General features: G+C 69.8%; 15 protein-coding genes. 13 read left to right on the top strand and 2 right to left on the bottom strand.

Annotation, left to right across the window (positions count from 1 at the left end; all coding sequences use genetic code 11):
• Positions 1 to 12 precede the first annotated feature (12 nt).
• Together priA and AYL44_RS10375 are read left to right on the top strand one after the other, a co-directional pair.
• Positions 13 to 759 carry a bifunctional 1-(5-phosphoribosyl)-5-((5-phosphoribosylamino)methylideneamino)imidazole-4-carboxamide isomerase/phosphoribosylanthranilate isomerase PriA gene (gene priA / locus AYL44_RS10370; protein WP_064003207.1) on the top strand — a complete coding sequence of 249 codons (747 nt, stop codon included), beginning with the start codon at positions 13 to 15 and terminating at the stop codon, positions 757 to 759.
• On the top strand, positions 743 to 1,519 hold the full coding sequence (locus tag AYL44_RS10375) for an SseB family protein (protein ID WP_064003208.1): 777 nt from the start codon (positions 743 to 745) through the stop codon (positions 1,517 to 1,519). Before priA ends, AYL44_RS10375 begins: the two co-directional genes overlap by 17 nt.
• Positions 1,520 to 1,522: 3 nt before the next feature.
• Here the strand turns inward: AYL44_RS10375 and AYL44_RS10380 are convergent, their stop codons facing one another.
• A complete protein-coding gene (locus AYL44_RS10380; protein WP_064003209.1) occupies positions 1,523 to 1,921 on the bottom strand; it encodes a DUF1844 domain-containing protein in 399 nt (132 codons plus the stop codon).
• 210 nt (positions 1,922 to 2,131) lie between these two features.
• Here AYL44_RS10380 and infC point away from each other — a divergent pair, with 210 nt between their 5' ends.
• The 11 genes from infC (at position 2,132) to AYL44_RS10435 (ending at position 11,895) form a co-directional block, all read left to right on the top strand.
• Positions 2,132 to 2,794, top strand: coding sequence for a translation initiation factor IF-3 (gene infC / locus AYL44_RS10385; RefSeq protein WP_082886179.1), 663 nt, complete (start codon positions 2,132 to 2,134; stop codon positions 2,792 to 2,794).
• Positions 2,795 to 2,841: 47 nt separating this feature from the next.
• Positions 2,842 to 3,036 (top strand): 50S ribosomal protein L35, encoded by a 195-nt coding sequence (rpmI, locus tag AYL44_RS10390; RefSeq protein ID WP_064003210.1) that lies wholly within the window; start codon positions 2,842 to 2,844, stop codon positions 3,034 to 3,036.
• A 32-nt stretch (positions 3,037 to 3,068) separates the two neighbouring features.
• Positions 3,069 to 3,449 carry a 50S ribosomal protein L20 gene (rplT, locus tag AYL44_RS10395; RefSeq protein WP_064003211.1) on the top strand — a complete coding sequence of 127 codons (381 nt, stop codon included), beginning with the start codon at positions 3,069 to 3,071 and terminating at the stop codon, positions 3,447 to 3,449.
• A gap of 96 nt (positions 3,450 to 3,545) precedes the next feature.
• On the top strand, positions 3,546 to 4,343 hold the full coding sequence (locus tag AYL44_RS10400; RefSeq protein ID WP_064003212.1) for a TrmH family RNA methyltransferase: 798 nt from the start codon (positions 3,546 to 3,548) through the stop codon (positions 4,341 to 4,343).
• Positions 4,344 to 4,507: 164 nt separating this feature from the next.
• Positions 4,508 to 5,227 (top strand): amino acid ABC transporter ATP-binding protein, encoded by a 720-nt coding sequence (locus AYL44_RS10405; protein ID WP_197471643.1) that lies wholly within the window; start codon positions 4,508 to 4,510, stop codon positions 5,225 to 5,227.
• 60 nt (positions 5,228 to 5,287) lie between these two features.
• Complete coding sequence (locus AYL44_RS10410; protein WP_064003214.1) at positions 5,288 to 6,196, top strand: glutamate ABC transporter substrate-binding protein; 909 nt, start codon at positions 5,288 to 5,290, stop codon at positions 6,194 to 6,196.
• 68 nt (positions 6,197 to 6,264) lie between these two features.
• Positions 6,265 to 6,921 carry an amino acid ABC transporter permease gene (locus tag AYL44_RS10415; protein WP_064003215.1) on the top strand — a complete coding sequence of 219 codons (657 nt, stop codon included), beginning with the start codon at positions 6,265 to 6,267 and terminating at the stop codon, positions 6,919 to 6,921.
• Positions 6,918 to 7,835 (top strand): amino acid ABC transporter permease, encoded by a 918-nt coding sequence (locus AYL44_RS10420; protein WP_064003216.1) that lies wholly within the window; start codon positions 6,918 to 6,920, stop codon positions 7,833 to 7,835. Before AYL44_RS10415 ends, AYL44_RS10420 begins: the two co-directional genes overlap by 4 nt.
• A 59-nt stretch (positions 7,836 to 7,894) precedes the next feature.
• On the top strand, positions 7,895 to 8,935 hold the full coding sequence (gene pheS, locus AYL44_RS10425; RefSeq protein ID WP_064003217.1) for a phenylalanine--tRNA ligase subunit alpha: 1,041 nt from the start codon (positions 7,895 to 7,897) through the stop codon (positions 8,933 to 8,935).
• On the top strand, positions 8,935 to 11,445 hold the full coding sequence (gene pheT, locus AYL44_RS10430) for a phenylalanine--tRNA ligase subunit beta (RefSeq protein ID WP_064003218.1): 2,511 nt from the start codon (positions 8,935 to 8,937) through the stop codon (positions 11,443 to 11,445). The genes pheS and pheT overlap by 1 nt, the downstream gene beginning before the upstream one ends.
• Before the next feature lie 57 nt (positions 11,446 to 11,502).
• Positions 11,503 to 11,895, top strand: coding sequence for a hypothetical protein (locus AYL44_RS10435; protein WP_064003219.1), 393 nt, complete (start codon positions 11,503 to 11,505; stop codon positions 11,893 to 11,895).
• A 6-nt stretch (positions 11,896 to 11,901) separates the two neighbouring features.
• On the opposite strand, the gene AYL44_RS10440 is transcribed toward AYL44_RS10435, so the two are convergent.
• Positions 11,902 to 13,026 carry an AAA family ATPase gene (locus tag AYL44_RS10440; protein WP_064003220.1) on the bottom strand — a complete coding sequence of 375 codons (1,125 nt, stop codon included), beginning with the start codon at positions 13,024 to 13,026 and terminating at the stop codon, positions 11,902 to 11,904.
• Between the last annotated feature and the right edge of the window lie 33 nt (positions 13,027 to 13,059).

Genomic DNA, 13,059 nt, shown 5'->3' on the forward strand with positions numbered 1-13,059 from the left:
CCACCCGGAGCCATGAACGAATTCGCATCCACGCCCGAACTGATCCTGCTGCCCGCTGTGGACGTCGCCGACGGCAAGGCCGTCCGACTGACGCAGGGTGAGGCCGGCACCGAGACGAGCTACGGCGACCCCGTCGACGCAGCCCAGGAGTGGGCGCGTCAGGGCGCCGAGTGGATCCACCTCGTCGACCTCGACGCCGCGTTCGGTCGCGGGTCGAACGCGGCCCTGCTGCGCAAGGTCATCAAGTCGCTCCGCGGGGTGAAGGTCGAGCTCTCGGGCGGCATCCGCGACGATGAGTCGCTCGACGCGGCGCTCGACTCCGGCGCCACGCGCATCAACCTCGGCACCGCGGCGCTCGAGAACCCGGAGTGGGCGGCCGACGTCATCCTGCGCTACGGCGAGGCGATCGCCGTCGGCCTCGACGTCCGGGGCACCACGCTCGCGGCGCGCGGATGGACCCGCGACGGCGGCGACCTGTGGCAGGTGCTGGACCGCCTCGAGGATGCCGGGTGCAGCCGCTACGTCCTCACCGACGTGACGAAGGACGGCACGCTGCAGGGCCCGAACATCGAGCTGCTGCGCGAGGTCGCCGTCCGCACCGACAAGCCCGTCGTCGCCTCCGGTGGCATCTCGAGCCTCGACGACATCGCGGCGCTGCGCGAACTCGTCCCCCTCGGCGTCGAGGGCGCCATCGTCGGCAAGGCCCTGTACGCCGGCGCGTTCACGCTGGCCGAGGCGCTGGATGTCGCCGGACACTGACCCGCACGCGCACGCGGCGGATTCCGCCGGCGTGCCCTGGGAGGGGCGGAGCTTCCAGCCCAACCCCCACAGCGGCGACGACGGGAGCGCCGACCCCGCGCTGCTGGCCGCGCTCACTGCGTTCCACGCGGGGGAGGGGGATTCCGCGGCGGTCGTCGACGCGTATCGCACGGCACGCCTGCTGATCCCCCTCGTCGCCGAGAAGGGCGAGGAGGGTGTCGGCCCGACGGGCCTCACCGTCGACAAGACGCAGGAGCTCTCGATCGTCACCGTCGCCGCGCCCGACGGCCGCCGCGTCCTGCCGGTGTTCTCCTCCGTGCAGGCGATGTCGCGGTGGGATCCCGCGGCCCGTCCGGTCCCCGCCGACGGCGTCCGCACGGCGCTGTCGGCCGCCGCCGACGACACCGACCTCATCGTGATCGACCCCGGCAGTGAGACTGAGTTCGTCCTGCGCCGTCCGGCGGTCTGGGCGATCGGTCAGGGGCAGAGCTGGGAGCCGCCGCACACCTCGCCCGAGGTGTTCGCCGGCCTGCAGGAGTCGATCGGCACCGAGCTCGGTGTACTCGACCTGTCCGTCGCGACGGGCGACCCGCACTCGCGGCTGCGCGGGCCGGAACTGATCGTCAGTCTCCACCTCGTGGACGGCCTGGATCAGGCGGCGCTCGACGCGATCCTGCAGCGTCTGGCTTCGCGATGGGCGGCGGATGACCGCGTCGCGGTCCTGGTGGACTCGCTGACGGTCAAACTCGTCCGCGCCTGATCGTCAGGTGACGGGGCCGGTCCACTTCTCGCCGGGCCCCTTGCCGATCGGGTCGGGGATGCTGGATGCCTCGCGGAAGGCGAGCTGCAGTGTGCGCAGCCCGTCGCGGAGGGATCGGGCGTGCATGTCGCTCACCTCGGGGGCGGCGGCGGTGATGAGGCCGGCGAGGGCGTTGATGAGCTTGCGCGCCTCGTCGAGGTCCTTCTGGGTGTCGGGGTCGTCGGCGAGGCCGAGCTTCACGGCCGCGGCGCTCATGAGGTGCACCGAGGTGGTCGTGATCACCTCGACGGCGGGGACGTCCGCGATGTCCCGCGTGGCGGACTGTGCGACGCGCTCCTGCTCGTCCCAGCGCGAGAGGCGCTCGGGGTCGTGGTCGCTGTGGTCGGCCGGAATAGTGCTCACGTGCTGCTCTCTGCTAGACTTCTGCGGGCACCGGAGTGTTCTGCTCCGTGTCGAAAGAGGATCACATCCCACCCGCGCTTGCCGCTCCAGGCTACCGGGTCCCGCACTCCGCCTCGTTCCGCGAGGTTGTCCAGGGTGCAGAACACAGAACGCCGATGCGTGCATCGTGCGGGGTGGACGTGACGATCTTCCGCCCGGCGACACATTTCCGTGTCACCGGAGGCCGTCCACCGCACGAAAGAGGAGTTCCGCATCAGCGATCCCCGCACCAATGACCGCATCCGCGTCCCCGAGGTCCGCCTCGTCGGACCCGCGGGTGAGCAGGTCGGCGTCGTCCGCATCGAGGTGGCCATGCGCCTGGCCCAGGAGGCCGACCTCGATCTCGTCGAGGTAGCCCCGAACTCGAAGCCCCCCGTGGTCAAGATCATGGATTACGGCAAGTTCAAGTACGAGGCTGCGCAGAAGGCCAAGGAAGCGCGGCGCAATCAGGCGAACACCGTCCTCAAGGAGGTCCGGTTCCGTCTGAAGATCGAGGCGCACGACTACATCACCAAGCTCAAGCGCGCGGAGGGCTTCCTCCAGGCCGGCGACAAGGTGAAGGCGATGATCCTGTTCCGCGGTCGCGAGCAGTCGCGTCCCGAGCAGGGTGTGCGTCTGCTCCGCAAGTTCGCGGAGGACGTCGCCGAGTTCGGCACCGTGGAGTCCAACCCCACGATCGACGGCCGCAACATGGTGATGGTGGTGGCTCCCCACAAGAACAAGTCCGAGGTCAAGACCGAGCAGAACGCGGCCCGCGCCGCGACGAAGCAGGCCGCCCGCGAGGCGCGCACCGGTCAGGCCGACGAGACCCCCGCCTCCGCTCCGGCGGAGTAAGCGGCCCCAGACCCCCGCCCGGCGGGAACCACAACGAAGGAAGAGATATGCCCAAGCAGAAGACCCACTCGGGCGCCAAGAAGCGCTTCAAGGTCACCGGCAGCGGAAAGATCAAGAAGCAGCAGGCGAACCTCCGTCACAACTTCGAGGGCAAGCCCACGAAGCGCACCCGCCGCCTGTCCGCCGACAAGATCCTGGCTCCCGGCGACGCCAAGGTCGCCAAGAAGCTCCTCGGCCTCTGAGCGCCGACGCAACACCCTAGGAAGTAGAAGAAATGGCTAGAGTCAAGCGGGCTGTCAACGCCCACAAGAAGCGTCGCGTCATCCTCGAGCGCGCCTCCGGTTACCGCGGACAGCGTTCGCGTCTGTACCGCAAGGCGAAGGAGCAGGTCACCCACTCGCTCGTCTACGCGTACCGCGACCGTCGCAAGCGCAAGGGCGACTTCCGTCGCCTCTGGATCCAGCGCATCAACGCCGCTGCCCGCCAGAACGGCATCACGTACAACCGCTTCATCCAGGGCCTCGGCCTCGCGGGTGTCCAGGTCGACCGCCGCATGCTCGCCGAGCTCGCGGTCAACGAGCCGGCCGTTTTCGCGTCGCTCGTCGCCACGGCGAAGGCTGCGCTGCCGGCCGACGTCAACGCGCCCAAGGCCTGATCGCCTCAGCATCCGTGAGAAGGCGTCCTCTTCGGAGGGCGCCTTTTCGCGTTCCCGGATGCCGGTGCTCGCCGCGCGCCGCCCTACACTGAGAGCGTGCTCGAGAACCCACGTTCACCGCGCGTCCGCGCGGTCGCGAAGCTGACGAAGCGCACGGCGCGGCAGGAGACCGGCCTCTACCTCCTCGAGGGGCCGCAGGCCGCCCGGGAGGCTCTGCTCTGGCGGCCGGACACCCTGCTCGAGCTCTATGCGACCCCGACGGCATGGGACAAGCATCAGGACATCCGCGATGCGGCATCCGAGGCCGGTGTCGAGGTGGCCTTCGCGAGCGAGCAGGTCATCGACGCCATGGCCGACACGGTGACGCCCCAGGGCATCGTGGCCGTCGCCCGCCAGGTGCCGACCTCGGTGCGCGACGTCTTCGACGGCGAGCCCCGCCTCATCGTGATCTGCGAGGAGGTGCGCGACCCGGGCAACCTCGGGACGATCATCCGAGCAGCGGATGCCGTCGGTGCCGACGCGGTCATCCTCACCGGGCGCACGGTGGACCCCTTCAACCCCAAGGTCGTCCGCGCGACGACCGGTTCGCTCTTCCACCTGCCCGTCGCGGTGGGGGTGGACCTCGCGGATGCGACGGGGCGGGCGCGCTCCGCGGGGCTCCGCATCGTCGCGGCCGACGTCGGGGGAGAGGACTTCGTCGACCACCGGGCCACCCTGGCGGAGCCGACCGCGTGGGTCTTCGGGAACGAGGCGCGCGGACTCGACGAGGACGACCTCCAGCTCGTGGACCTATCGCTCCGGCTGCCCATCTACGGCCGCGCCGAGTCGCTGAATCTCGCGACGGCGGCGAGCGTCTGCCTCTACGAATCGGCTTTCGCGCAGCGCGCGACCTGAAGCGACCATTCTCGAGGGTTGATTACGGAACTGTAAACCCCGCGGCATCCGCTCGTTCACCGGGGCGGGCGTTGCCTAGGGTGAGTTCCATGACCACTCCTGCTGCCGATCCCGCGCCGCGCACGTCGAACATCGACGTTCGTCGAGGCGAGCCGCTCGTCGTCATGTCCGACGTGCAGAAGCACTACGGCGACTTCCAGGCGCTCACCGACATCAACCTGTCGGTGAACCGCGGCGAGGTCGTCGTCGTGGTCGGCCCGTCGGGGTCCGGCAAGTCGACCCTCTGCCGCACGATCAACCGTCTCGAGACGATCACCAGCGGCCGCATCACGATCGACGGCGCCGATCTCCCGGCGGAGGGCAAGGCACTCGCCGCTCTCCGTGCCGACGTCGGCATGGTCTTCCAGTCCTTCAACCTGTTCTCGCACCTGACGATCCTCGACAACGTGACGCTCGGGCCGATCAAGGTGAAGGGCATGAAGAAGGCGGATGCCGAGAAGCTCGCCCGTGAGCTGCTCGACCGCGTGGGTGTCGGCCACCAGGCCGACAAACTGCCCGCGCAGCTCTCCGGCGGCCAGCAGCAGCGCGTGGCGATAGCCCGTGCGCTCGCGATGAAGCCGAAGGTGATGCTCTTCGACGAGCCGACGTCCGCGCTCGACCCGGAGATGATCAACGAGGTCCTCGACGTCATGGTCGGCCTCGCGCAGGACGGGATGACGATGATCGTCGTCACCCACGAGATGGGCTTCGCCCGCAAGGCGGCGGACCGCGTGGTCTTCATGGCGGACGGCCAGATCGTCGAGGAGGCCGCGCCGCAGGAGTTCTTCACGAATCCGAAGAGCGATCGCGCGAAGGACTTCCTCTCGAAGCTCATCACCCACTGAGACGTCCGCGCCCTGCACCGGCGCGACGAACGAAGCACGACACGAAACCAGGAGGATCACATGCGTAAGACTCGACTCGCCGGCACGTTCGCCGGCATCGCGATCGCGGCGCTCGCGCTCGCCGGCTGCAACAGCGGCAGCCCCACCGCTCCCGGCGCCGAGGGCGGCACCGGCGGCGAAGGCACCGAGGGCAGCGAGGCCCTCTGGGAGGTCGCCAGCGACGTGTCGCTCGACGGCAGCCCCACCTTCGACCGCGCCTCCGAGGCCGGCAAGATCGTCGTCGGTGTCAAGAGCGACCAGCCCGGTCTCGGTTACGAGGACGCGGTGTCCGGTGAGCGCACCGGCTTCGACGTCGACATCGCACGGTGGATCGCCGCTTCGCTCGGTTTCGACGAGGACCAGATCGACTTCCAGACGATCCCCTCTGCCAACCGTGAGCAGGAGATCGTCAACGGCAACATCGACTACTACGTCGGCACCTACTCGATGACGGACGCGCGCGACGAGGTCATCGACTTCGCCGGCCCCTACTTCATCACCGGGCAGGGCCTGCTGGTCGCCGCGGACGACGACTCGATCAACGGGCCGGAAGACCTCGCCGACAAGGTCACGTGCTCCGTGACGGGATCCACCCCGCTGCAGCGCATCCGTGACGAGTACAACGGCGAGGTCACCGAGCGTCAGACCTACTCCGAGTGCGTCGAGCAGCTGCTCAACGGTCAGGTCGACGCGATCACGACCGATGAGGCGATCCTCGCCGGCTACGTCGCGGAGGACCCGGACAACCTCAAGCTCGCCGGCGAGCCGTTCAGCGAGGAGCGCTACGGCGTCGGCCTCGCCGACGGAGACACCGTGCTGAAGGACCACATCAACACGCTGTTCACCGACGGCGGCGACGTCTGGACCGCGCTCTACGAGAAGTACCTCGAGCCGGCTGGCGTGAAGGCCGAGCAGCCCGAGGTCGACTGACCGTCACGCCCGGGAGGCGCGTATGCGCCTCCCGGGCTTCCCCCACCTGAGACGTTCGAAAGGACCGCATGGGCGTCATCACCGACAACCTCGATTTCTGGGGTGAAGCGCTCCGGGGCACGCTCGTGCTCTTCTTCGGCGGAGGGCTGCTCGCGCTGATCCTCGGCATCATCGTCGGGGCGATGCGGGTGTCGCCCGTACCGATCGCGCGGGCCGTGGGCACCGTCTACGTCAATACGATCCGGAACACCCCGCTCACCCTCGTCTTCTTCGGGTTCGCCTTCACGCTCCCTCCTCTTCTCGAGGTGAGATCGAGCGGGGGAGTGCAGGTGATCTTCGCGGTCGCAGCCCTCGGGATCTACACCGCCACCTATGTCGCGGAGACCGTCCGATCCGGAATCAACACGGTCCCCGTCGGCCAGGCGGAAGCGGCTCGTGCATTGGGCCTGACGTTCGGCCAGGTCATGTCCCTGGTCGTCCTGCCGCAGGCCTTCCGCTCGGTGATCCCACCGATGATGAGCGTCTTCATCGCCCTCCTCAAGAACACGACCGTCGCCGCGGGGTTCTCTGTGATGAACCTCGGATCGGCTCGCGACTGGCTCAGCGAGCGTGGTGAGAATCAGCTCGTCGTCATCCTGTGGGTCATGGTGATCTTCGTCGCGCTCGTCCTGCTCCTCTCGTGGGGTCAGCGATCGCTCGAGAACCGTTGGAAGGTGGCGCGATGAGCAGCAGTGTGCTGTATGACGTCCCTGGTCCCCGCGCCGTCGCACGTAACCGCGTGATCGGGGTCGTGACGATCCTGGTCGTGGCCGCCGTGGTGGCCTTCCTCGTGTGGCGGCTGGCCGCGACCGGACAGTTCTCGGCGGAGAAGTGGAACGCCTTCACCTACACGCGTATCTGGGAGCAGTTCCTCCTGGCCGCCGGCCGCACGCTCGCCGCCTTCGCGGCTGCCGCGGTCGGGGCACTCATCCTCGGGTTCGTCCTGGCGATCGGACGTCTCTCCGACCACGCCTGGCTGCGCTGGCCGGTCGGGGCCGTCGTGGAGTTCCTCCGCGCTGTCCCCGTCCTCGTGATGATGTTCCTCCTGTACTACGGACTCCCTGTCGTCGGTGTGCGCATGGAGGGGTACTGGGTGGTCGTCGTCGCGCTCATCCTCTACAACGGCTCCGTTCTCGCCGAGGTCATCCGTGCGGGAGTCGAATCGCTGCCCCGCGGCCAATCCGAGGCGGGATACGCGCTGGGGCTCACGAAGTCCGGTGTGATGCGTCTGGTCCTGCTGCCTCAGGCCATCCGCGCCATGATGCCTGTGATCCTTGCGCAGCTGGTCGTGACGCTCAAAGACACTGCGCTCGGTTTCATCATCACCTACGAAGAGTTGCTCTTCTACGCCAAGTACCTGGGCTCGCAGAACTCGCTCGAAAGGCCCATCGTGCAGGCGACCCTCGTGGCCGGTGCCATCTACATCGGGCTGTGCCTCGCGCTGTCGAGTCTCGCTCGGGTTGTCGAGAAACGCCTCGGCCGCATCCCGAAGAGCGCCGTCGGACCTGCGCGGCCGGTGCAGGAGACCACCGACACCGAACTGATCGCCGCTCAGAAGGGACTCGGCAAGTTCAACCCGGGTGCCGGCGGCGGCGGCTGAGCCTCTGACGCCGTCCTACCGGCGGGCCGCACTCCGGCCCGCCGGTAGACTCGTCTCTCGTGTCCGACGCACCCCAGATCACCCCCGAGGCGGTGGATGCCGCCGTCGCCGAGGCGCTGGCCGCCTTCGCCGCCGCTCCCGATACCACGGCGCTCAAAGCCGCCCGTTCGGCCCACACTGCGGAGGGGTCGCCGCTCGCGCGTCTGAACGCCGAGCTGCGGAACGTCCCGAACGATCAGAAGGCCGCCTCCGGCAAGCTCGTCGGTCAGGCCCGCGGTCGTGTGAACCAGGCGCTCGCCGCCCGTGAGGCCGAGCTCGCCGCGGCCGAGACGGCGGCGAAGCTCGAGGCCGAGCGCGTCGACATCACCGCGATCGTCCCCGCGACGCGCGTCGGGGCGCGGCATCCGATCTCGCTCCTGCAGGAGGAGATTGCCGACCTCTTCGTCGGCATGGGGTGGGAGATCGCGGAGGGTCCCGAGCTCGAGCACGAGTGGTTCAACTTCGACGCCCTGAACTTCGCCCCCGACCACCCTGCGCGTCAGATGCAGGACACCTTCTTCGTCGACCCGGTGGCGCGTCACCTGGTCATGCGCACGCATACAAGCCCCGTCCAGGTGCGCTCCATGCTCGAACGCGAGGTGCCGATCTACATCCTCTGCCCGGGACGGGTGTACCGGACCGACGAGTTCGATGCGACCCACCTGCCCGCGTTCACGCAGTTCGAGGGCCTTGTGATCGACGAGGGCATCACGATGGCGAACCTCAAGGGCACGCTCGACCACGCCGCGAAGGTCCTCTTCGGAGCCGAGGCCAAGACCCGGTTCCGCACCAACTACTTCCCGTTCACCGAGCCGTCCGCCGAGCTCGACCTGTGGCACCCGACCTTCCCGGGTGGCGCGCGCTGGATCGAGTGGGGCGGATGCGGGATGGTGAACCCCAACGTCCTCCGCGCCGCGGGCATCGACCCCGAGGTCTACTCGGGCTTCGCCTTCGGCATGGGCATCGAGCGGACCCTCATGTTCCGCAGCGATGTGCAGGACATGCGCGACATGGCCGAAGGCGATGTCCGCTTCAGCGAGCAGTTCGGAATGGTGGTCTGATGCGCGTCCCGCTCTCCTGGTTGCGCGAGTACGTCGACGTCGCGCCCGGTACGACCCCCGAGGACGTCCTCGCGTCGCTCGTCTCGGTCGGGTTCGAGGAGGAGGACGTGCACACGTTCGACCTCAGCGGCCCGATCGTCGTCGGCCGTGTGGTCTCGTTCGAGGCCGAACCGCAGTCCAACGGCAAGACCATCCGGTGGTGCCAGGTCGACGTCGGTGAGGCGCACGGCGGCATCCGCGGCATCGTCTGCGGTGCCGGCAACTTCTTCGAGGGCGACAAGGTCGTCGTGACCCTGCCCGGTGCGGTCCTTCCCGGGCCCTTCCCGATCGCGGCACGCAAGACCTACGGTCATGTCTCCGACGGCATGATCGCCTCCGCCAAGGAGCTGGGCCTCGGCGACGAGCACTCCGGCATCCTGCGCCTCACCGAGCTCGGTCTCGACCCCGACGTCGGCACCGACGCGATCGCCCTCCTGGGGCTCGACGACGTGGCCGTCGACATCAACGTCACCCCCGACCGCGGGTACGCGCTGTCGATCCGCGGCGTGGCACGCGAATACGCCCACGCCACGGGAGCGGCCTTCCGCGACCCGGGTCTGCGCGACTTCGAGGAGCTCCAGCAGCCGACCGGCGGATTCCCCGTCGCGATCGACGACGCGGCGCCCATCCACGGCAACCCCGGCGCGAGCGAGTTCGTCGTCCGCATCGTGCGCGACGTCGACCCCTCCCGCCCGACGCCGCCGTGGATGACCGCGCGGCTCACGCTCGCCGGCATCCGTTCCCTCGGCATCCTGATCGACATCACGAACTACGTGATGCTCGAACTCGGCAACCCGATCCACGGTTACGACCTCGACACGCTGACCGGTGGCATCACCGTCCGTCGCGCGGCCGCGGGGGAGAAGCTCACCACCCTCGACGGCAAGGAGCGTCGGCTCCACGCCGAGGACCTGCTCATCACCGACGCGTCCGGCCCGATCGGCCTGGCAGGTGTCATGGGCGGCGGCAGGACCGAGATGGGGGATGCCACGCGCAACGTCCTCATCGAGGCGGCGATCTTCGACACCGTGTCCATCGCGCGCACGGCCCGCCGGCACAAGCTGCCCAGCGAGGCGTCGCGACGCTTCGAACGCGGCGTCGACCCGCTCATCCCGTTCGTCGCCGCCCGCCGCGTCGCGGACCTCATGGTCGAGCTCGCCGGCGGCACCCTCGACACCGAGACCGGCGGCGCACTGTTCGCCGAGGTGTTCATCCCGTCGATCGAGCTGCCGAAGACCTTCACCGCCGGCCTGATCGGCGTCGACTACTCCGACGACGAGGTCGTCGGCGCCCTCGAGACGATCGGATGCGACGTCGCGGATGAGGGCACGGCCTGGGAGGTCATCCCGCCGTCCTGGCGTCCCGACCTCACCGACCGCTGGACGCTCGCGGAGGAGGTCGCCCGCATCCACGGGCTCGACCGCATCCCCTCCATCCTCCCGACGCCGCCGTCCGGGCGCGGACTCACGCCGCACCAGCGCGGACGCCGGCGCGTCGCGAACGCCCTCGCCGCGGCCGGCTTCGTCGAGGTCGTCGCGTTCCCGTTCACCACCGAGGAGCAGAACGACCTCCACGGCTCGGCGACGGGGGAGCACGTCCCCTCGATCCGTCTCGCCAACCCGCTCGACGGCCAGGCGCCGTACCTGCGACGCTCGCTCCTGCCCGGTCTGCTGCAGATCGCGCACCGGAACGTCTCGCGCGGGTTCACCGATCTCGCGCTCTTCGAGTCGGGCAGCGTCTTCACCCCCGACGAGGGCGTGACCTACGGCACCGACACCGTCCCGCCGCTCGCGCAGCGCCCCGACGAGCAGACCCTCGCGGCCCTGCACGGCGCGATCCCGCCGCAGCCGCGGCACGTCGCCGTGCTCCTGCACGGCAACGCGGCGGTAAAGCGTCCCGGCGGCGCCGCGGCGCCGTACGACCTCGCGGACGCGCTCGGCGCGGTCCGCACGATCGCCGCCGCGGCGGGCGTGCAGATCGACGTGCAGCAGGGCGAGCGCGCAGCGCTCCACCCGGGGCGCACCGGCATCCTCACCGTCCGCGGTGACGAGGTCGGCTACGTCGGCGAACTCCTCCCGGCCGTCGCCGAGGCGGCCGACCTGCACGGACGCGTGTTCGTCGCGGAGCTCGACCTCGACGGCATCCTGTCGCTTGTGCGCGAACCGGAGGTCTCCCCGTCACTGGCGACCTTCCCCGCGGCGACGCAGGACGTGTCCCTCGTCGTCCCGGCGGACGTCGCCGCCGGTGACGTGCGGGCCGCCCTCGTCGACGGCGCGGGGCAGCTCCTCGAGGATCTGCGCCTGGTCGACGACTACCGCGGTGCCGGCGTCGCGGACGGGTCGAAGAGCCTCACGTTCGCGCTGCGGTTCCGCGCCGACGACCGCACGCTGACGGCATCGGAGGCCACCGACGCGAAGCTCGCCGGTGTCGCCGTCGCCGCGGAACGCTTCGGGGCGACGATCCGCGACTGACGATGTCCCCCGAACGGCCGACTGCGGGGTCGGTCGTCCGCGGGGTACGTTTCGGTCATGACATCCACGACTGCCGGTGCCCGACCGTCCGAGGACGGCGCGCCGCTGCGCATGCCGCGCGGAGAGGTCCTCATCCGCGCCCTGGCGATCGTCAATCTGCTCACGATCGTGATGAGCGTGGTCGCGTTCGCGACGGGGTGGCAGTACGGGACGTGGCTGTTCCCGCAGGCAGCGGTCTTCTTCCCCAGCGCCTGGGCCGAGATCGTCCCGCGCGGAGCGGTCTGGCTCGTGTTCGCCGGCATCGCGGCGATCGCCGCAGGTGTAAGTGCGCTGCGTGCGCCCGCGGGGCATCGGGGCTACGCGGTGTTCCGCTCGCTCACGATCTTCGGCGCGGTGGTCGCCGTCGTGATGGCCGCTCTCGTCGTCGCGGCCTCGTTCATCACGCTCTGACCCGCCTCAGCGCGTCCCCCAGTTCCACGGCGGACCCTCGAGTCGCCCCTGACCGCTCACGAGCGTGCCGTCGGGGTGACGTTCGAGCGGGATCCGGTGGGCGTCGGGGAGGGCATCGATGAGGCCCGCGGCGTGCGACACCAAAAGCACCTGCGTCTGTGCGGCCGCCGCGCGTACGAGGTTCGCCAGCGGCGCGAGCAGGCTGACGTGCAGGCTCGATTCGGGCTCGTTGAGGACCGTGAGCGGCGCGGGCCGGGCGGGGAGCAGCGCGGCGCAGAGCAGCAGGTAGCGCAGCGTGCCGTCCGAGAGCTCCGCGGCGTCCAGCGGCCGGAGCAGGCCCGGCTGCGTCAGGGTGAGTCGCAGGAGGCCGTCGGATGCCGCGATGCGCACCCGACTGCCCGGGAACGCCTCGTCCACCGCCCGATCGAGCAGGCGGCCGAACCCCGCGTCGACCACCGTCGCCCACACGGCGGCGAGGTTCGATCCGTCGTGCGCGAGCACGGGGGACCTCGTGCCGACCTGCGGGCGCCGCGCGGGGGCATCCGCATCGACGCGGAAGTGGTCGTAGAACCGCCAGCCGTTCATGATGCGCCGCAGACCCAGCAGCTCAGGTGCGGTGTCGCCGTCGGCGAGGTCGGTGATGATGCTCTCGAAGGGGGCGAGCTTCTGGTCGAGCGAGACCCAGCCGCCGTCACGGACGCGCGTCTGGGCGCGCAGCCGGTCGATGAGGAGCGTCGACGGTTTGGCGAAGGGGCCTGCGAAGATCTGCTCGCGCTTGATCTCGGGGTCGCGGGCGAAGACGCTGTCCTGCGACGCCTGCGGGATGCCCAGATCGACGAGGTAACCGAGCTCATCGGACGCGAAGCCGAGCTGCACCGCGATCGGGTTGCGGCGCACCGTCCCCTGATCGCCGCCGTTCTCCGGGCCCGCCCAGAGGAGCGACGACAGACCGCCCTCGCGGGCGACGGCGCCGATGAGGTCGCCGGTCGCGGCGGAGGCGAGCAGCCGCAGGGCGCGGTACAGATTCGACTTGCCCGAGCCGTTCGGGCCGGTCACGACGGTGAGCTCCTGCAGAGGGATCACGACGTCGCGGAGCGACCGGTAACCCGAGACGGCGAGCGTGCGCAGCATCCCTCCACTGTGCCAGTCGGCCCCGACACGCGT

The sequence above is a fragment of the Microbacterium oleivorans genome (genome assembly GCF_001644225.1).
Lineage (GTDB): Bacteria > Actinomycetota > Actinomycetes > Actinomycetales > Microbacteriaceae > Microbacterium > Microbacterium gawkjiense.

Coding starts and splice junctions, on each gene's coding strand:
- priA (WP_064003207.1), top strand. CDS start 13: ATGAACGAATTCGCATCCACGCCCGAACTGATCCTGCTGCCCGCTGTG.
- AYL44_RS10375 (WP_064003208.1), top strand. CDS start 743: ATGTCGCCGGACACTGACCCGCACGCGCACGCGGCGGATTCCGCCGGC.
- rpmI (WP_064003210.1), top strand. CDS start 2,842: ATGCCCAAGCAGAAGACCCACTCGGGCGCCAAGAAGCGCTTCAAGGTC.
- rplT (WP_064003211.1), top strand. CDS start 3,069: ATGGCTAGAGTCAAGCGGGCTGTCAACGCCCACAAGAAGCGTCGCGTC.
- AYL44_RS10405 (WP_197471643.1), top strand. CDS start 4,508: ATGTCCGACGTGCAGAAGCACTACGGCGACTTCCAGGCGCTCACCGAC.
- AYL44_RS10410 (WP_064003214.1), top strand. CDS start 5,288: ATGCGTAAGACTCGACTCGCCGGCACGTTCGCCGGCATCGCGATCGCG.
- AYL44_RS10415 (WP_064003215.1), top strand. CDS start 6,265: ATGGGCGTCATCACCGACAACCTCGATTTCTGGGGTGAAGCGCTCCGG.
- AYL44_RS10420 (WP_064003216.1), top strand. CDS start 6,918: ATGAGCAGCAGTGTGCTGTATGACGTCCCTGGTCCCCGCGCCGTCGCA.
- pheT (WP_064003218.1), top strand. CDS start 8,935: ATGCGCGTCCCGCTCTCCTGGTTGCGCGAGTACGTCGACGTCGCGCCC.
- AYL44_RS10435 (WP_064003219.1), top strand. CDS start 11,503: ATGACATCCACGACTGCCGGTGCCCGACCGTCCGAGGACGGCGCGCCG.
- AYL44_RS10440 (WP_064003220.1), bottom strand. CDS start 13,026: ATGCTGCGCACGCTCGCCGTCTCGGGTTACCGGTCGCTCCGCGACGTC.